The sequence below is a fragment of the Sphingobacterium sp. 40-24 genome (assembly GCF_001899705.1).
Classification (GTDB): Bacteria; Bacteroidota; Bacteroidia; order Sphingobacteriales; family Sphingobacteriaceae; genus Sphingobacterium; species Sphingobacterium multivorum.
The window spans coordinates 111,649-128,991 of sequence record NZ_MKWH01000018.1 but is presented as its reverse complement, the minus strand read 5'-3'; the positions used below and the strand labels follow the sequence as shown (position 1 = coordinate 128,991).

Here is a 17,343-nt window from a genome sequence, read left to right as displayed (position 1 = left end):
GATTTTTTTTGTCATGCTGTAATCGCTAATTTTTAGGGCTGTCCACCGCCGCCCGCGGCCCCATAAATTTGTCCGTTCGCATAACTTGCGTCTGCCGCAGCCAATTGCACATAGATTGAAGCAAGTTCGGCGGGTTGCCCCGGACGTCCCATGGGGGTATCACCTCCGAAATTCACCAGCTTTTCCTGCGTAGCACCACCACTCACCTGTAGTGCAGTCCAAATTGGACCGGGAGCCACGCCATTGACCCGTATGCCCTTTGGACCAAGCTGCTTGGCCAATGACCGAATATAGTTGGTGGTCGCAGCTTTTGTCTGTGCGTAGTCATACAAATCTTCCGAGGGGTCTGCGGCCTGTACCGATGTTGTACCGATAATTACAGCTCCAGGTTTAAGATGAGGCAAGGCTGCCTTAATAAGCCAGAAAGGTGCATAAATATTGGTTTTCATCGTGGCATCAAATTCAGCAGTGGTGATATCCAATATCGATGGTTTTGTCTGCTGCCGCGCCGCGTTGCTGACCAAAATATCCAAACCGCCGAGTTGAAGTACGGCGTCCTCAATCAGCCGAATACAAAACTCTTCTTTACGGAGATCTCCCGGAATAGCGACTGCCTTTCGGCCCGCCGCTTTTATCAAAGCGATGACTTCCTTCGCATCTTTCTCTTCCTCGGGCAAATAGTTGATGGCAACGTCGGCCCCTTCTCGTGCGTAAGCGATAGCTGCTGCACGTCCCATTCCCGAATCGCCCCCGGTGATCAATGCTTTGCGCCCTTGGAGCCTTCCTGATCCTTTATAACTATCCTCGCCATGATCCGGCCGGGGCTCCATTTCACTGCAGAGTCCAGGCCAAGGTTGAGACTGGCTCTTGAACGGCGGTTTTGGGTATTCTTTAACCGGATTGACCGGTCTGTCTTGGGTTTGGCCCGCTGAGCGATCGGGACTTCCAATGATACTCAATGCCAAGATTCCAGAACCTATTTTACCGATAGCAGCTCTTCTTCCCATATTATCTGAATACTTCATAGCTTTTTTCGTTTTTGGAAAAGGCCCAATGAAATTGAGCCTTTTATATTTATTCTACAGATGTGTTTTTACAAAAAATGCACGTTAATCATGTCCTTCAGTTTTCACAATCTTGTTATAGATGCCCAATAGAAGGAACGGTGCAGCCCATTGGCCTACAAATAGGGCGTTTTTATCGTTCGACATGCATTTTAATGCGGCAGATACACCCATCGCCAGCAATGCTGCGCCTAAAAATACGGTGGATGGTAGTTTAGAAGTTTGATCTTCTATCTTTTTGGTGATTTCACCTTCGTTTCCTGTATTTAATGCCATAACTTAAATTTTTGATTTTTTAATAGTGTTCACGCTAGGTCTATTGTACACTTATTCAGCTTTTGAATTGAGATTTGTATCGGCCAGCGCGCTAAGATCTTCATCACATTTCTTTTCTTCACCCAGTGTTTCAAGTAGTAATTTTAAGGCATCCTTATGTGTTAACACTTTCGCAAAAGCCGCCAATGTGCCATAAGTGGCAATTTCGTAATGCTCCACCTTTTGGGCGGCAGCAATAATTGCTGCATCGCGGACAGATCCAGCTTCTGTTTCTTTCATAAGGCTTTCCGCCTCTTCAAGCAGCCCCGCCATAGCTTCGCATTTTTCGGCTTTTGCTTTCACTCCGATAAGCTCAAAACATTGCTCTAGGCGATCCACATGTGTTTCCGTTTCTGTCAGATGTTTAATAATAGCAGATTTTAATTGTTCTGAACTTGCATTTTTCTCCATCTTAGGAAGTGCTTTCGTCAGCGCTTTTTCTGCCCAATAAATATCCTTTAATCCATCCTCAAATAATTCGGCTAGATCCTTCGCTGCCCCCGCTTCGGCAGGTACTTTTTTTCCTTCTGAATTAGCGTTTGAAGTGTTACCTGATTTTGTGCTTGTTTTACTTTTTTCTGCTGTTGCTGTTGTTGTTGCCATAATACTAAGTTTTTATGCTCAAACGAGCGGTTCGTCAAATAAACAGCTCCCAAACTTTTTTCGTTCGCCAGAACTGTGTAAATCCTGCAAATCACGCATATACCACATTTTATAAGTAAAAACACGTTTTTCAAAAATTTAAATGATAGCGAACAATAACGCTATAATTAACGTACAAATCATATGACAATGCGTACTAACACAGTTAACGATCTGGCAACAACAGTGGTTCATCAACAAACGATTATAAATTAAACGCAGTATGAATAAAAAATGTACAGTTCAGGATGTCCGTCCAGGTATGGCCATCCTCGCTTTAGCGATTGTAGCACAATCAGGCCCCCAAAATCTACCGAACGATATTCCGGAAGAGCATGAAGAAGAACTACCGGAAAATACACCGGATCAGGAACCCGAAATTGATCAGGAAGATTTGGAAACGGATGAAGAATTAGACTTCGCAGTTGATGCAGAAGAACCTGAAATACCCCGCCAGGATGATTTCGGTTTCGATGAGGAAATTGGTTCAGCAGGTGAAGATGAATTTCCAGAAGAAGATGAAAGAGATGAAAACGAGGGTGCTAATGATGCGGAAGGGCTGCCTACGCAACCGGTGACAACACCTTCTGATTTAGATGCAACACCCCTATAACGTGGACAAAAAAACAGAAGAACCCCGCTCTTTTTCCAGTGTCGGGGTTCATTGCGCCCTATCCTATCTTAATAACTTTTTCTGAAAACCAAAACGGACAAGTCCCGCCGTATTCTTCGAACCCGTTTTCTCAATTAATTGCTGCCGATGGCCCTCTACGGTCCTTTTGCTCAAAAAAATTTGATCAGCTATTTCCGCATTTGTATGTCCTTCCGCAATCAATTCCAATACAGACAGTTCGCGTTCAGAGATGTCGTATCGTGCCATTATTGCTGTACGATCAATATCCAACTGCGCATACTTTGATAAGTTTCGGATCAAATCAATACTTAATGCTGCACTGATATATTGTTGCCCACGTTTTACCTGCTGAATTCCGAATAAAATCTCTTCTACATTGGAATCTTTCGATAAATAGCCATCAGCGCCAAGATTTAAAACCTCCTGAACAATCTGGATATTGTCTTCCATAGATAAAACAATGATTTTTATGGCTGGATAATGTTTTTTTACTTCTTGTATAAACTGAATGCCATCCATTACCTCCATATGGATATCAGTCAGGATGATGTCCGGTTTGGCTCCCTTGAGAAATTCCAGGGCTTTTTGACCATTCTCCATCCCCGCAATTACAGTTATATCTTCTTGCGCCTCTAATATTAATTGGAAACCGGATCGTACTAACGTATGGTCATCTACCAAAAGCAACTGTGTCATAGCTATCTGTTTTCTTTCTTTTTCGTTTAGTGATTGATTTTTGAACGAAACAGCTTTCAAGCCAAAAATGTTTTAAAAAAAATAGCTCTTGGCAAATGCATACATAACATCAACGGAAAGATTTTGACCGCCGCCGCATTCTTTTTTCTGGAAAGGCGTGAGAGATGTCTCTGCTAGAGCATATAAATAATTGAAATCGCGCTATTCTTCCACGAGGGAATTAGTACGATATGTGTGCGTAAGCACCACAATTTTTGCTTTAAATACGCAAAATAGGCTCTTTTCAAACGCTAACTTCCTCGCCGCTGTTCACTTGAAAACACAACGAAAGAAGAACATATGTTTACATCCATCATTATTGGCATCGTCTTTATTTTCTTAGCATCCTATATCGTCATCAATTATAGAAGAAAGGGAAATAATACGCGAAACAGAAAAAATCGTTAACATTTAAATAATAGTATCATGAAAATCATTTTAAAAACCCTGGGAATATTACTAGCCACCCTCGCCTGTATAGTTTTCGTTCAGGCGCAAGACAGTAATCCCGCTCAGCCACAGTCTGGAGATCTGGACTTTGCCAGCAAAGCCACGGCCAGCAACAATTTCGAACTGCAGGCGGCAAGCATTGCTCTTGCTAAATCGCAAAACCCAACGATCAAACAATATGCACAGATGATCACTGATGACCATACCGCTGCAGGAAATGAACTATCGACCATTGTAAAAAATAAAAATTGGCAGCTGCGTACGAGTGACGATCAAAATTATAAAGCCATGATCGACCAACTCAATAAGGCCGACACAGCCAATTTTGACCGCGTTTACACTGATCTGATGGTTAAGAGCCATCAAGATGCAATTTCACTTTTCAAAGATGCAAGCGCAGGCACAGCAATTACAGATGCTGACCTGAAGAAATTTGCCACCGATAAAATTCCGGCGTTCGAAAAGCACCTTGATCAGCTTAAAAATTGGCAACCTTCAGATCCTTCGATAAGTGACATGCCCATTACACCAAATGCGCCATCCCCAGCAATCAAGAATAAGGTACCAAAACCGACATTAAAATAACAACATATTTTTTCCAATAATTCACTCCGGAGGACAAAGCCATTACGGCTCTGTCCTTCGCTATTTCTTACATCACATGGAACAGACATTCGACTACATACACGAACTCCTTAATAGACAAATGGCGCTACGTGCCAAAATTGAAGAAAGCCCTATTGCAGGCGAAATAAAAATGAGCTATGGACGGGATTTTTATCAGGAAGAAGTGCGCTCCATGGGGCTAGCGATGATTCGCGACGGCTGGGATATGGAGGGCGAACAACTGATCCTCGATTTTGTGCATGAACACTATCCGATGCGGGTTAAAGATGAACTTACCTGGATTAATAAAATGATGCATTACCTAGCGGCTGTTACCGACACCTTTATCGATAATCTACATGCCGAGGGCTACCGTTTTTTACAGGGAAATGTAGACATGCCCAATGAACACGCGATATTCTACCCAGTCCATGAACTAGATGCATTCGGAAAATTATCCCAAGAACTCGGAATGAATACCCTCGTAGATCTGAAAATACCAAATCAATTAGAACAGTTGCAAGGTTGGATCTATTATCGTTCGGGAAGTAACTAATTTTGTTTAAGCCGAGGTAACTTTTGAATCATGAAGTGCGGCTTCGGCTTTAACTTGCTCAAGAAACTTACTCCTAAACCATTCAATCTGTCGCACGTTCTGTATACCTACCTGAATTGATACAACATAGGCATCGGCTGTAATATCCTTTGTTAAAATCTTCATGGGCAGGCTTCTGTCGATCTCCTTAAAGCTAGTAATGGTATCTTCCAACCACTTTTTCCACTCTTCGATGCTGCGTGCCGTAACGATGGTCAACTGAAGATTCAGACGGATATCCGATTCTTCGAACGTCCAGTTGACCAGGCGACCGGAAAGGAGATCTCCATTTGGTATAATAACTTGGGCCCCTTGGTCTGTTAATAAGGTGCTCGATCGGATACCCACCTGCATGACCTGCCCTTTTTTATCAGCAAGTTCCACATAATCTCCCACTTTAAACGGACGTTCAAATACCAAAATCACACCTGAAACAAAATTGTTGATAATATTCTGCAGGCCTAAACCTATCCCCACACTTAATGCACCGACAATGACGGTCAGCTTGTCAACTCCCAACCCCAGAATACGTATTCCTATGAGGAAGCCAACAATAAAAATGACAACACGCACGAGTGGTAATAAGGCTGTTCGACGCTGATTTTTTTTCGCGTCGGGCTGATCAAGAAGGTCTTTTAAATTTTTTTGTATCCAATTTGCTGTCCATATGACTGCAAATGCTAAAAGCACATCGCCATACGTATAATTAACACCACCAATGGTGTGGGTATTATTTAACAAGCGATCCCCAAGTCGACGAATTTCACTTGTGATATGCAAGGTGTTGGCCCAGATAATAATGACCAATATACCCGCAAATAGGCCAATAATACGACGGAGTGCGGCAAGTATCTTCTGCTTATCAAAGCGATTTATAAAACGGTCTTCTTTCGAATTTTCATAAGAGTTGAGTAAATCATGAGACAGCATGTCGCGGAATGCATGCAGGGAGAATGCTTGCAATAGCCCTACAGCTCCAGCGATACTGGATGTACGGGCCAGATTTAGAAAACCAAACAGATTAAATATAATGGCTGCCATACTGATAATTAGCAGTAACCATCGTGAAAAGGGGCGCAGATAATCAAAAGGTATTTTTCCGTCGACCTTCCGCCCGAGGTGCCAAAGCAGGCAAATACCCGATAAATTGATCAACATGACAATAATTCGCGACATCCAACCTGTATCCAGCACTAGATTGCTGGCAAGTACCAATAGATAATAAAAAAATACATACTGCATCATCTTCAGATGCTGATTGGATAACTCCGGGCGAATCAAAAGATATAGAAAGCCGAAAATAAGCAGATAGCTCAATTCGAGCACGATCACGGGGATTCTAAGGGAAGTCAGTGGCAGGAGAATAAGGAAAAAGACCGCAAACTTGAGGACAGGAATCCACCACGGTTGATTGCGATGTAAGGGCAATGTCTCTTCGGCCCCTATGGCACGTCTGCGCATCTGATAAAGCCAATAAAAATAAATAAGGCTCAGTAGGATAAGGAGGAAACGACCATCCCAGGCACTATCGTAGTAACGCTGCGATAGTCCATCCTGCTCCAGGTTCTTTTGTATTATACTTTTCCAGTGATACCAAAAGGTTCCTTCTTGCGCTGCCTGAGTCACATTCTGCTGCTGCTCGGCCTTGTCGCCAAGGTCTTGCATGTCCAACAGGAGCGATTCAATATCACGTTCTAGTGTTGCGGCACTATCTTGCACCGCCCGCCATGAGTTGGCCGTGGAGTCCTGGGGCACCGTTTGCTTGCGCAACACCGTAACTTTTCCCTGTAGATCATGCACAGCGGGTTTAACCAGGCTGATATACTGCTGTACTTGACTGGGCACGAGCCGACCATCATCCGGCCGCTGCCAGGCGACTCCTCGCTTTACACTGTCCAATCCAGTATAATAACGATCAACCTGCTCACGCCATTGTTCCAAAAAGTTTCTCGCCGAGGCCAGTGGATTACTCGGCAACGAATCAAGAATACTGACCGAATCCTTCGATCGCTCAACGGAATCGACCTCTTGAGCGTGCATCGTATAAAAAAATAGGCTAAGCTGGATGACCAAGCTTAGCCTTAGCATGGCGCAAATTATTGAGCCCATAATCTTTTACGTTTTAATTTGTCTTTATGTTTAATCGGGTTTAGCCGGAGAAGGCTGCCGCTGCAAAGAATCGGTGCTGTCCCGGCCAAGCGAGTCATTTATACCAACACCAACCTGCCCATCATCGGGTGTATTGGAGGAATCATAGCTGCCGTTTGCCTGATTGCCTTTATTGCTGCTATTGCCGCATCCCCATAGTCCAAGGATTGCCAATATCAATAAACTAATCTTTTTCATATGTTTTGAGTTTAAGTATGAAATTATTCGAAAAGTGAACAGTGCAAAAAAAACAATGGTTCTCTTTAGTTCGCATTTAAGTAAAAATATCTCCCTATCGTAGAAGTACGCAACAGGTCAAACGTCTACAAACAGGTGTTCATGTTACTCAACGCTGCCTGTTCAATCCTCAGCTTTAGTTCGATCCAAATTGTCTAATGGTACAGCTTCATGTGCTGTCCCAGCCTTATTTTTAGTCGTATCTTTTCCACGGCTACGGTGAATATTGTCTAATGGTAGACCATTTTGGTTGACCGTTGTATCTACTTTCTGCTCCTCTTCGCTACTTTTGGTTCTATTATCGCAAGATGTTGCTGCCACAGCTGCGAATGCGATGGCCAAATACAAATATTTAATCATAGTTTTTACCTTTTATTATTATTCGTTACCCCTTCCCCGTTTCGCTATGTGGAGCATCAACGGGCTTTGATTCAGGTGATCCTTTTTGACGTAGGAAAATGGTGAATACAACAATGGCCAAAACAGACAAAAATTCACTTTGCCAGTTCTGGAAAGTTTCAAACCAAAATTTAGGCATAATGAGGTACGTCCATGCGTCATCTACCGGTAAACCTTCAAGCCGCTGTTCGGTGTTGTGCTGTCTCCAGCTTCCATAAAAGTGCATAACCCAACTCCCCAAAAAAAGTAGCGCAAAGCAAATGAATAGCGATGAACTATATAATTTCAACAGCCAGCCACCTTTTCTAACAGGATAAGGCGTATTCGGGCCGGGCTGCGGTTCACGGTCTACCTCTTCTTTTTCCCCTATTTTTTTTGATTCAGCAGAGCCCCATTGGCGTAATCCCACCGTCAGAATCACATACATCGCCATCTGAAGAAATTCACTCTCGAAATTTTCAAAAGTTGCGGATGTAAAATGTCCTGTGCTCAAATAATCAATGATGTCCAGTGGTGCACGATTGGCCTCCAGCAACTCTTCATTATGTACTTTCCAACCCGTAAAACATTGCATGCCTAGGGAAAAGACAAAAAGCGCTGCAAACACCAGGCTTAGGCCATTACGATAAAAAAAAGAATAATTTTTCTTGTTTTCCATAGCAAGATTTATTTTATTATTAAGTACATATAACTTCAATAACAACTTAACGATTAAGTATTTATGCCTTTTCCTTGAGTATAAAACTTATTCGCCCATTCGGCTCCATCAAAGCCATATCCACTTCATCGAGGTGCTTACTATTTGTCTCTAACCGCAAGCTCGTCAGTAGATCAGTACGGCTTACCCCCAACCGGTCCATTTGATCCCATTGGATTTTACCGTTCTTGTATAAAACAGCGGGCTTACCTTTTACCATATTACCCAAATAGGGAAGCCTGGCCGATACCTGGGCTAGGATTTTATTGACAATAATCATCACGAAGCCGGCAAACACGGTTGACAGGAATGGCGAAGCGCCAACTATTCCCCGCGCTAATACCGCACCTAGCATAATAATGATGACGAAATCTACTCCAGACTTTCGGCCGAGAATTCGAATTCCGCCCAATCGAACCAAAAAAAGTGCGATGATAAACATCATAAACGCACGCGCCCCCATTTGTATCATCGTTAGGTCTTCACCAGAGCCAAAAAAACTGTCCATATTTTTATACCGTTTAGATCGTTGTTATACGCCCATCTTCATCATGAAGCAATGTGCTCTTTATTTATTTCAAAATAGCCTACTTTATCTCAGAACATCGGTAGGAGCCTTCCCTGTTCCCTCATTTTTCAAATTGAGTACTTTTACCTATTCAACAGGCGGATAATACGTTTTCATCGACAGTCAACAAACTACTGCATTTAATTGACTGTCTTTAAGAAAAGCAAACGATATGATTCATTTAGATAATCCACCTGAAGATTGTCTCGCCTTCTTTCAGGATACATTGCGGCTGCTCCAGGATAGCGGAGCTCAATTTATGGTGGGCGGTGGTTTAGCCATGTTTCACTACACGGGGATCATACGGCCTATTAAGGATATGGATATCTTTTGCAAAAGCAGCGAATACCCAAAAATTCTTAAACACCTTGCCGCTAATGGTTATGAGACCGAATTGACAGATGTGCGATGGCTCGCCAAGATTTACAAAGACCCCTATTTCATTGATATTATTTTCGATAGTGTTAATCACAATTGCACTGTTGAGCAGGATTGGTTTGACAGAGCACCTGAAGGTACTCTTTTTGATGCTGATGTACGTTATGTACCAGCAGAAGAGCTAGTATGGTGTAAGCTATATGTACAAAACAGAGAGCGGCATGACAGCGCCGATATTAACCATATTTGGCTAAAATATGGAAAAAGTTTGGACTGGAACCATTTACTAACGCGAATGGATCAACATTGGCACCTCTTGTTGGCTCAAATGCTCATCTTTCAGTTTACTTATCCGCATGACTATCGCGATATTCTCCCAAAAGACTTATTTGATGAGCTCATTAAACGCGCAGCGGATCAATATGAATTGCCTCCTTGTTTGGAGAAAGTTTGTCTGGGACCCTTGATAGATCAAACGCAATATGAAATTGATATTAAAGAATGGGATTATAAGTCATACACAATAAAAACTGTTTAATATGAACAAGAAGACAACCATAGCCGCATTGGGCGATATACATATGAATGCAAACCAGCACGGAAAATGGAAAACCAAATTTGAGGAGATTTCGGAAAAGGCTAAAGTCCTTTTACTTTGCGGTGATCTAACGGATACGGGGGATGAAGAAGAAGCAGAATTACTTGTTGCTGAACTCCAATCCATTAAGGTTCCAGTCATCGCCGTACTGGGAAATCACGACTATGAGAAAGGACGACAAAAGCAGATCCGCCAAATTTTGACAGACAGTAAAATTACGGTCTTGGATGGTGAAGCTATCGTGATCGAAAATATTGGTTTTGCTGGCGTAAAGGGCTTTGGCGGTGGTTTTGACCGTTATATGTTATCAATGTTTGGTGAAGATGCCATGAAAAGTTTTGTGCAGGAAGCTGTAAACGAATCGTTGCTTTTAGATCGAGCTTTGGCGCGCCTCGAACAAGAACATGCAGACATAAAAAAAGTTGCCTTAATGCATTACGCGCCCATTGCTGAAACCGTTTTAGGTGAGCCCGAGCAAATTTATCCTTTTTTAGGGTCAACGCATTTAATGGAACCTTTGCAACGGCGTAAAGTAAGTGCTGCCTTCCACGGGCATGCGCATGCCGGAAAATTCAAGGCCCTGTCCCCTTCTGGAATACCGATTTACAATGTGGCAGTGCCCGTTTTAATGGCCCAGCATGGAAGTGAAGCCGGCTTTGCATTCATTGATATTTAGCATTATTTTTTACTCGTCCGAAATTGCGTTATCTGATGCATTGGTTTTTCGTTTAACAATCTGCTTGAGTTGGGTATGAAGCGTGATAATATTCCCCACAAGTAGGCTTTCTTTCAATCCGGCACGAAAACGTTTTTTCATAATACGTTTGACAAGCTGTGGACTTACTTCGCCATTTTCCTCTACCTTTCCCAGCCAACGGAGCGATATAAATGCCAGAAGTGCGGCAATAAGGAATAGAAAATTCCATTCATGCAGATAGATCAGTTTGGCGATAGTCTGGAGGTTGGGACTTTTCCAGGAGATGCTAATCTGAAGCTCGCGAGTTGCAAAATAATCAACTAACAATCCTCCTAAAATAGGTCCCAAGGCTGTAAAAAACGAAGCGACCATATTTTTTACAGTGATATAGACAATTGCATCTGTCTTGGGAGCGAGTTTCAGGCCAATGTTTGTGAGGGCGAGATTAATGCCTCCAGTGGAGATTCCCGTCATGATATGCAGAAATAGGAGTAAAAGTAAATTGGGCACTGCAGGCGAATAGATTCCGACAAATATCCATAATAAAATGCAACAAATGTAAATGGGTGCTGTGAGGTAGATAATACTTTTGTTACTATAACGATCCGAAAGGTTTCCCCATAAGCGTAGGCCCAGGACACTGGCTATCTGACTGACAACAGTGAGCAGGATGACTATTTTCATCGAAAGCCCCAGTGTTTTTAACATAAAGACCGTAAAAAAGGGTATCGCTAAATTAATCGCCAACAACCAAGCCGCATTGAAGATCAATAAATTTTTAAAATTTTTATTTTTAAGCGGCTGTAGCAACAAACTTCCCAAATGTCCCCCAGACATCTGTTGTTTGGGCTCTTTGGCCTGTACCAAAAAAAAGGCACCAACTGCTCCTATAGCCCCTGCGATTAAAAAGTATATGCCGTAGAGCTTTGGTAGTTGCATAACGGCATGATTGGTATAATAGTCAACTAACGCTGCGACAATGATGCTAACTGTAATATTCGTCAATTGCATGATGCCCGTGCGCTTGGAAAAATAAGTACCCAAACGTTCCTCAGGAACGAGGTCTTTAATCCAGGAATTCCAGCCTGCGCCACCTATCGCGCTGAGAAGGTAATGGATGAACATAAAACTGAGCAAGGTCGTAAAAGAGAAATCGACTTCCCGCCACATTAAAAGCCCAACCAGGACCAAAGGCATTTTTGCAAGAAATACAGCGAATACGGTTATTACTTTCCGATTCGGGTAAATCTGCATGACGAGAATGGTCAACAGCTGGGCAAGATTACATAAGGTTGGAAAGGCCGCCAACAGTCCCAGCTGAAAGTTACTTGCTCCCATCAACAAACCTGCTCCGACCAAAATAACACCGCTGCTCAAACAGACAACAACCTCTGAACATACACCGTCTATGATGACCATTCGGAGGCTTTTGTCAATATCTTGTGTTTCGAGATGATGTACCGGTCTGAGATCCATAGCCTTTTCTCATGTAACAGCTGCTCCAGGATGTTAGTTCCCTTAAAATGAATTAATGAGCTTAATACGTTCGGCGAAGTACTTCCAACATACAATTGGGTATTAGTCCATCCAACCAAGTCGTTACCACAGCCGTTCATTAAGCAAAGGTTAAAAACGCGTTTCCTTCTGCGAAATTGAATCGCTAAAAACGGCGTTTTTCCATTGTTGAAATTAAAAATTGTTTATGACACACAAACCACGCGTATTAACATGGCATATCCATGGATCGTACTTGTATTATTTATCCCAAGGTGACTATATCTTATATATTCCATATACGCCCGAAAGAGGACCTCGCTATGGCGGACGGGGAACAACCTTCCCTTTTGGCGACAATGTGATTGAAGTTCCTGCCGGCGAAGTGCGTAATCTCGACCTAGATCTTATCCTTTTTCAATGCGATGAAAATTACTTGGAAGATCAATATCTGATCCTGTCTGAAGTGCAGCAACAGTTACCTCGTATCTATATTGAACACGACCCGCCATGGCAGCATCCCTGTGATGAAGTTCATCCAGTCACCAATCCAGCCGTTACACTGGTGCATGTGACACACTTCAACCAGTTAATGTGGAAGGCAAATATTCCGGATGTACGTGTCATCACACATGGTGTAGATACACACGATGTCGCTTACAATGGTCGATTGGAAAAAGGGATTGTCGTTATCAACAACCTTCCCTCCCGTGGACGCATGCTAGGTAGCGATATTTTCAAGTATGTACAAAAGCATGTACCATTAGATCTCATCGGAATGGGTAACGAACCCTATGGGCTTCGTGAAGTGCTCCATCCGCGCCTACCCGAATTTATTAAAGACTATCGTTTCTTTTTCAATCCAATACGGTACACAAGTTTGGGCTTAGCAATCTGCGAAGCTATGATGGTGGGTCTTCCCATCGTTGGATTGGCTACCACAGAGCTTTCTACCATTATTGAAAATGAAAAAACAGGCTATATCGGCTTAGAGATCGAAGAGCTCATCGCTAAAATGAAAATGCTGCTGAATAATCCCCAACATGCACAGCAGCTCAGTGTAAACGCACAGCAGAAAGCAAAAGAGCTTTTCGACATAGTTCGATTTGGACAACAATGGGAGAATTTAATTAATGAAAAAATTCATCAATATATACTATCATGAAAAAAAGAATAGCTTTTATTAGTGATCATGCCTCACCCTTAGCGACCCTCGGAGGTAAAGACAGCGGCGGCCAAAACGTTTATGTTGCCGAGGTTGCCATGCAGCTCGCTTTGATGGGCAATCAAATAGACATCTATACGCGATGTGAGCATCCAAGCCGAGAAGGGGTCGTCCTCTGGAAACCAAATATAAGGGTCATTCATATTGTCGCAGGCCCCAAAGATATACTCCCAAAGGAAGAGCTTTATGGACATATCGATGAATTTACCGCCCATACAATCGAATTTATGACCGCTAACCAGCTGAGCTACCAGTTGGTACATGCGCATTTTTGGCTGTCAGGTATGGTGGCCATGGAAATCAAGAAACAACTGCATATCCCCTTTGTTATTACTTTTCATGCCCTAGGTGCGGTGCGCCGCTTACACCAGGGGGGCTCAGACAAATTTCCGAAAATTCGTGAAAAAATTGAGAAAGATATCATTTGGGCAGCCGAACGCGTCATTGCCGAATGCCCAAACGATCTGAAGGACTTGATTCAACATTATCAGGCGCCACAGGATAAAATAGAAATTATTCCCTGTGGTTTTAATCCGGCTGATTTTCATCCAACAGATCGCACCGAAGCAAAGGAAAAGCTTGGACTTGATTCCGCGTACACCTACATTTTGCAACTTGGTCGCATGGTGAAACGAAAGGGAATAGACAATGTGATCGAAGCCTTTTCCCATGCGCACCATGCGCTGCCCGAATTGCGGCTATTGGTCGTTGGTGGAAATCTGACGACAGCGGAAGACCGCGCAGAATTTGATCGTCTGCATCATCTGTGTATCGAGTTAAAAGTGGAAGATAGGGTCATTTTCACGGGACAACAGAGCCGTGATCTGCTTAGGTACTATTATGCTGCAAGTGAGCTTTTTATCACCACGCCGTGGTACGAACCATTCGGGATTACTCCGTTGGAATCCATGGCCTGTGGTACGCCCGTAATTGGTGCCGATGTGGGCGGTATATCGTTTACGGTAAGGCATGAAGAAACCGGCCTTTTGGTAGCGCCACAACAGCCACAACAATTGTCTGCTGCGATTGTTGACCTGATAAATAACGACCGTAAACGATTGAAATTTTCTGTTAATTCTCTACGCCATGTTAAATCCTTTACGTGGAAAGTGGTCAGCGAAAGTATTGCGCAGCTTTATGCACAATGTTTGCCTCAGGATGCCGAAAAAGAAACAATTACGCAGATCAGGCAGAGCTTTTTGGGTTCCTCAAAGACTTTCGAAAAAGCGGCAGAATCTTTGGCGCTTGGCATAGCCAGACTGTCATCTAAAATGGTTTCCGTCTTGCGTGAAGGTAAAAAAATCATGATCTGCGGCAATGGTGGTAGTGCCGCGGAGAGCCAGCATTTCGCTGCCGAGCTCGTGGGTCGATTTGAAATACCACAGCGTCCCGGCTATCCGGTGATCTCGCTTAACGCTGATGTGGCGGTTCTCACCGCATGGGCAAACGACTTTGGCTACGAAAGCGTATTTGCAAGACAGGTACAGGCACTTGGGCAACCAGGAGATATGCTGATCTGTTTAAGTACAAGTGGCAACTCGCCCAATATCCTAAACGCATTGAAAGAAGCCAGTAAAGCTGGGGTCATTTGTGCAAATTTGTTGGGAAAAGATGGTGGCGAGGCCACGCAATTCGGAGATCATAATCTCATAGTTCCTTCCGATCACACGGCCCGTATTCAGGAAGTACAGCTACATATTATTCACCAGCTCTGCGCACTGGTGGAACAGCGGATGGCAAATCTGAGCAGGAAAAATGAACACTTCGTTATACATAATAAATTGATCGCATCATGATGGAGAGCGCTGTATTTCTGGATAAGGATGGAACGCTGATTAAGGATGTTCCCTACAACGTTGATCCCGCACGCATCGTTTGTTATTCCGACATTTTTGAGCCTTTAAGAGGGTTACAAAAAAGGGGCTATAAGCTCATTGTTATCAGCAATCAGTCGGGTATAGCCCGACGTTATTTTACAGCTGAAGATTTGGATGTCGCTTTTTCAGCATTGCACGAACTACTCCGCTATGAGCACATCCAATTAGACGGTATCTATTATTGTCCACACGGCGATGTCATGGACGAACCGCAATGCTCCTGCCGTAAGCCTTTACCCGGCATGCTCTACCGGGCAGCCAAAGAGCTGCACATAGATTTAAAAAAATCTTGGATGATCGGCGATATTTTAAGTGATGTCGGCGCCGGCCGTGCGGCAGGCTGCAGGACCATATTGGTAGACCGAAGCCAGGAAGAAAGGAAACAGGAGCGAATTTCTGATCCTAAATATACACCAGATTTCATCGTAGATGATTTTTACGGATTGGCGCAACTTATCAACTCAGAAAAATTAGATTATGAAAGATATAGCATTAAATAAACTTGTCGAAAATGGTTTTGACAATCCAAGGGTCCTTGTTTTGGGAGACTGTATGCTGGATATTTATCTAGATGGGGAATGCAAGCGGCTTGCTCCCGATGTCGCCGTACCCGTGCTCGATGTCCAATCCGTAGAACATTGCCTTGGCGGAGCCGGGAATGTGATCACGAACCTCAGCAATATGGGGGCCGTCGTGTCGGTCGTTAGTCTGTTGGGCGACGATAGCAGTGGACAGACAATAGCACGCAGTGTGCAGCGACAGGGAATTGACACGGGTGGCCTGCTCTATAATAAAAATTGTCAGACACTAACAAAAACACGATTACGTAGAGATGGACACTGTCTGCTTCGTTATGATATTGGTCAGAAGTATCATTTTAGTGCAGCGCTGGCCAACCAATATCTGACAGCGGTAAAAAAAGCCCTTCAACATGCCGACATTGTTTTTATTGCAGATTATGGAAAAGGTAACATCACGGATGAGCTCATTGTGCTGCTCGCCGAAGAACAGCAGGTTGAGCCCAAAATTATTGCCATAGACAGCAAAGATTACGACAAGTATGCATGCCTAAATCCCGACTTAATTAAGCCCAATTATGACGAAGCAAGAAAAATCCTGAGCCAGGAAGAAGAGGATGACCGCCTAACACAAGCATTGAAATGGCCAGAAAGCCTAGCTGCCTTGTCGCAGGCGAACTGGGTGGCACTTACCCTCGATAAGGATGGTGTCATCCTGTCTAAAAAAGGTGGTTCAGCAAAGCACTACCGGGTTCCTGCTTTAAAAGAAGGTAATTTCTCCGGCGCTGGCGACACCTTTCTGACCGTGCTTTGCTTGGCTTACTATAATAAACTTGATGCGGATATTGCGATAGCACTGAGTATAAAGGCAGCACAGATCGGTATACAAAAAAATGGTACAGCACATTGTAGCTGCACGGAATTAGCCCAGCGCCTTACGAACAAAGATGATAAATTAATTACCGACCTGAATCATCTTGAAGCACTATGCGATGGACTTCGGAAAGAAAATAAACTCGTATTCACCAACGGTTGTTTCGATATTTTCCATGCCGGCCATGCCCATTACCTCGGTGCAGCTAAGGCACAGGGTGATATTTTGATTGTCGGCATCAATACAGACGAGAGCATCAGACGTTTAAAAGGAGCAACAAGACCTGTCAATTCGCTTGACGATCGAATTGAAGTATTGCGGGCGCTTGGAGCTGTAGATTATATTGTACCGTTTGGTGATGAATTATCGGACAACCCTATCCCGATCATCGAGAAGGTTAAACCGCATATCTTTGTAAAAGGTGAAGCATACCAAAATAAAGAACTGGCCGAACAAGGGCTACTGCAAATACTAGGGACACAACTCGTGTTTATTCCGCATGTCCATCAGCAGTCGACTACTAAAATCATTCAGCGGGTGCAGGAAAAGGACAATCAACTGTTAAAGAAAATCAGCTAAAATGGGGACTTGG

General features: G+C 43.4%; 19 protein-coding genes. 9 read left to right on the top strand and 10 right to left on the bottom strand.

Going from position 1 to position 17,343, the window contains the following annotated elements:
• Positions 1-32: 32 nt before the first annotated feature.
• From BGP15_RS06540 to BGP15_RS06530, 3 genes are all read right to left on the bottom strand, one after another.
• Complete coding sequence (locus BGP15_RS06540) at positions 33-1,025, bottom strand: SDR family oxidoreductase (RefSeq protein ID WP_115048624.1); 993 nt, start codon at positions 1,023-1,025, stop codon at positions 33-35.
• An 84-nt stretch (positions 1,026-1,109) separates the two neighbouring features.
• Positions 1,110-1,340 carry a hypothetical protein gene (locus BGP15_RS06535; protein WP_046676326.1) on the bottom strand — a complete coding sequence of 77 codons (231 nt, stop codon included), beginning with the start codon at positions 1,338-1,340 and terminating at the stop codon, positions 1,110-1,112.
• Between the two features lie 51 nt (positions 1,341-1,391).
• Positions 1,392-1,982, bottom strand: a complete 591-nt coding sequence (locus tag BGP15_RS06530; protein ID WP_286769023.1) for a YciE/YciF ferroxidase family protein — start codon at positions 1,980-1,982, stop codon at positions 1,392-1,394.
• Between the two features lie 262 nt (positions 1,983-2,244).
• Between BGP15_RS06530 and BGP15_RS06525 the strand changes: the two genes are divergently transcribed.
• Positions 2,245-2,634, top strand: a complete 390-nt coding sequence (locus tag BGP15_RS06525) for a hypothetical protein (RefSeq protein ID WP_112374752.1) — start codon at positions 2,245-2,247, stop codon at positions 2,632-2,634.
• A 63-nt stretch (positions 2,635-2,697) separates the two neighbouring features.
• On the opposite strand, the gene BGP15_RS06520 is transcribed toward BGP15_RS06525, so the two are convergent.
• Complete coding sequence (locus tag BGP15_RS06520) at positions 2,698-3,351, bottom strand: response regulator transcription factor (RefSeq protein ID WP_046676323.1); 654 nt, start codon at positions 3,349-3,351, stop codon at positions 2,698-2,700.
• Between the two features lie 465 nt (positions 3,352-3,816).
• On the opposite strand from BGP15_RS06520, the gene BGP15_RS06515 reads away from it, so the two are divergent.
• Positions 3,817-4,425, top strand: coding sequence for a DUF4142 domain-containing protein (locus tag BGP15_RS06515; protein ID WP_286769022.1), 609 nt, complete (start codon positions 3,817-3,819; stop codon positions 4,423-4,425).
• 76 nt (positions 4,426-4,501) lie between these two features.
• Positions 4,502-5,002 (top strand): hypothetical protein, encoded by a 501-nt coding sequence (locus tag BGP15_RS06510; protein WP_286769021.1) that lies wholly within the window; start codon positions 4,502-4,504, stop codon positions 5,000-5,002.
• Between the two features lie 6 nt (positions 5,003-5,008).
• Here the strand turns inward: BGP15_RS06510 and BGP15_RS06505 are convergent, their stop codons facing one another.
• The 5 genes from BGP15_RS06505 to BGP15_RS06485 all read right to left on the bottom strand — a co-directional run bounded on the left by BGP15_RS06505 (position 5,009) and on the right by BGP15_RS06485 (position 9,030).
• Positions 5,009-7,150 carry a mechanosensitive ion channel family protein gene (locus tag BGP15_RS06505; RefSeq protein WP_286769020.1) on the bottom strand — a complete coding sequence of 714 codons (2,142 nt, stop codon included), beginning with the start codon at positions 7,148-7,150 and terminating at the stop codon, positions 5,009-5,011.
• 30 nt (positions 7,151-7,180) lie between these two features.
• Entirely contained in the window at positions 7,181-7,387 is a 207-nt protein-coding gene (locus BGP15_RS06500; RefSeq protein ID WP_046676320.1) for a hypothetical protein, read from the bottom strand.
• A gap of 162 nt (positions 7,388-7,549) precedes the next feature.
• On the bottom strand, positions 7,550-7,786 hold the full coding sequence (locus BGP15_RS06495; protein ID WP_286769019.1) for a hypothetical protein: 237 nt from the start codon (positions 7,784-7,786) through the stop codon (positions 7,550-7,552).
• A gap of 25 nt (positions 7,787-7,811) precedes the next feature.
• Positions 7,812-8,483: a DUF6766 family protein gene (locus BGP15_RS06490; RefSeq protein WP_286769018.1), complete on the bottom strand. Its 672-nt coding sequence runs from the start codon at positions 8,481-8,483 to the stop codon at positions 7,812-7,814.
• Between the two features lie 61 nt (positions 8,484-8,544).
• Positions 8,545-9,030 (bottom strand): DUF421 domain-containing protein, encoded by a 486-nt coding sequence (locus BGP15_RS06485; protein WP_112374749.1) that lies wholly within the window; start codon positions 9,028-9,030, stop codon positions 8,545-8,547.
• A 232-nt stretch (positions 9,031-9,262) separates the two neighbouring features.
• On the opposite strand from BGP15_RS06485, the gene BGP15_RS06480 reads away from it, so the two are divergent.
• Positions 9,263-10,006 (top strand): nucleotidyltransferase domain-containing protein, encoded by a 744-nt coding sequence (locus tag BGP15_RS06480; protein WP_112374748.1) that lies wholly within the window; start codon positions 9,263-9,265, stop codon positions 10,004-10,006.
• Between the two features lies 1 nt (position 10,007).
• On the top strand, positions 10,008-10,742 hold the full coding sequence (locus BGP15_RS06475; RefSeq protein WP_070564402.1) for a metallophosphoesterase family protein: 735 nt from the start codon (positions 10,008-10,010) through the stop codon (positions 10,740-10,742).
• Between the two features lie 9 nt (positions 10,743-10,751).
• On the opposite strand, the gene BGP15_RS06470 is transcribed toward BGP15_RS06475, so the two are convergent.
• Complete coding sequence (locus BGP15_RS06470; protein WP_286769017.1) at positions 10,752-12,239, bottom strand: MFS transporter; 1,488 nt, start codon at positions 12,237-12,239, stop codon at positions 10,752-10,754.
• 226 nt (positions 12,240-12,465) lie between these two features.
• Between BGP15_RS06470 and BGP15_RS06465 the strand changes: the two genes are divergently transcribed.
• From BGP15_RS06465 to BGP15_RS06450, 4 genes are read left to right on the top strand one after another with little or no spacing between them, the layout of a single operon-like run.
• A complete protein-coding gene (locus BGP15_RS06465; protein ID WP_286769016.1) occupies positions 12,466-13,422 on the top strand; it encodes a glycosyltransferase in 957 nt (318 codons plus the stop codon).
• On the top strand, positions 13,419-15,278 hold the full coding sequence (locus tag BGP15_RS06460) for a glycosyltransferase (protein WP_286769015.1): 1,860 nt from the start codon (positions 13,419-13,421) through the stop codon (positions 15,276-15,278). Before BGP15_RS06465 ends, BGP15_RS06460 begins: the two co-directional genes overlap by 4 nt.
• On the top strand, positions 15,275-15,859 hold the full coding sequence (locus tag BGP15_RS06455; RefSeq protein WP_286769014.1) for a D-glycero-alpha-D-manno-heptose-1,7-bisphosphate 7-phosphatase: 585 nt from the start codon (positions 15,275-15,277) through the stop codon (positions 15,857-15,859). The genes BGP15_RS06460 and BGP15_RS06455 overlap by 4 nt, the downstream gene beginning before the upstream one ends.
• Positions 15,837-17,330 (top strand): PfkB family carbohydrate kinase, encoded by a 1,494-nt coding sequence (locus tag BGP15_RS06450; protein WP_286769013.1) that lies wholly within the window; start codon positions 15,837-15,839, stop codon positions 17,328-17,330. The genes BGP15_RS06455 and BGP15_RS06450 overlap by 23 nt, the downstream gene beginning before the upstream one ends.
• The last annotated feature ends 13 nt before the right edge of the window (positions 17,331-17,343 follow it).

Excerpts from the sequence above, each read along its gene's own strand:
- BGP15_RS06540 (WP_115048624.1), bottom strand. The coding sequence starts at position 1,025 with ATGAAGTATTCAGATAATATGGGAAGAAGAGCTGCTATCGGTAAAATA.
- BGP15_RS06535 (WP_046676326.1), bottom strand. The coding sequence starts at position 1,340 with ATGGCATTAAATACAGGAAACGAAGGTGAAATCACCAAAAAGATAGAA.
- BGP15_RS06530 (WP_286769023.1), bottom strand. The coding sequence starts at position 1,982 with ATGGCAACAACAACAGCAACAGCAGAAAAAAGTAAAACAAGCACAAAA.
- BGP15_RS06525 (WP_112374752.1), top strand. The coding sequence starts at position 2,245 with ATGAATAAAAAATGTACAGTTCAGGATGTCCGTCCAGGTATGGCCATC.
- BGP15_RS06520 (WP_046676323.1), bottom strand. The coding sequence starts at position 3,351 with ATGACACAGTTGCTTTTGGTAGATGACCATACGTTAGTACGATCCGGT.
- BGP15_RS06515 (WP_286769022.1), top strand. The coding sequence starts at position 3,817 with ATGAAAATCATTTTAAAAACCCTGGGAATATTACTAGCCACCCTCGCC.
- BGP15_RS06510 (WP_286769021.1), top strand. The coding sequence starts at position 4,502 with ATGGAACAGACATTCGACTACATACACGAACTCCTTAATAGACAAATG.
- BGP15_RS06505 (WP_286769020.1), bottom strand. The coding sequence starts at position 7,150 with ATGGGCTCAATAATTTGCGCCATGCTAAGGCTAAGCTTGGTCATCCAG.
- BGP15_RS06500 (WP_046676320.1), bottom strand. The coding sequence starts at position 7,387 with ATGAAAAAGATTAGTTTATTGATATTGGCAATCCTTGGACTATGGGGA.
- BGP15_RS06495 (WP_286769019.1), bottom strand. The coding sequence starts at position 7,786 with ATGATTAAATATTTGTATTTGGCCATCGCATTCGCAGCTGTGGCAGCA.
- BGP15_RS06490 (WP_286769018.1), bottom strand. The coding sequence starts at position 8,483 with ATGGAAAACAAGAAAAATTATTCTTTTTTTTATCGTAATGGCCTAAGC.
- BGP15_RS06485 (WP_112374749.1), bottom strand. The coding sequence starts at position 9,030 with ATGGACAGTTTTTTTGGCTCTGGTGAAGACCTAACGATGATACAAATG.
- BGP15_RS06480 (WP_112374748.1), top strand. The coding sequence starts at position 9,263 with ATGATTCATTTAGATAATCCACCTGAAGATTGTCTCGCCTTCTTTCAG.
- BGP15_RS06475 (WP_070564402.1), top strand. The coding sequence starts at position 10,008 with ATGAACAAGAAGACAACCATAGCCGCATTGGGCGATATACATATGAAT.
- BGP15_RS06470 (WP_286769017.1), bottom strand. The coding sequence starts at position 12,239 with ATGGATCTCAGACCGGTACATCATCTCGAAACACAAGATATTGACAAA.
- BGP15_RS06465 (WP_286769016.1), top strand. The coding sequence starts at position 12,466 with ATGACACACAAACCACGCGTATTAACATGGCATATCCATGGATCGTAC.
- BGP15_RS06460 (WP_286769015.1), top strand. The coding sequence starts at position 13,419 with ATGAAAAAAAGAATAGCTTTTATTAGTGATCATGCCTCACCCTTAGCG.
- BGP15_RS06455 (WP_286769014.1), top strand. The coding sequence starts at position 15,275 with ATGATGGAGAGCGCTGTATTTCTGGATAAGGATGGAACGCTGATTAAG.
- BGP15_RS06450 (WP_286769013.1), top strand. The coding sequence starts at position 15,837 with ATGAAAGATATAGCATTAAATAAACTTGTCGAAAATGGTTTTGACAAT.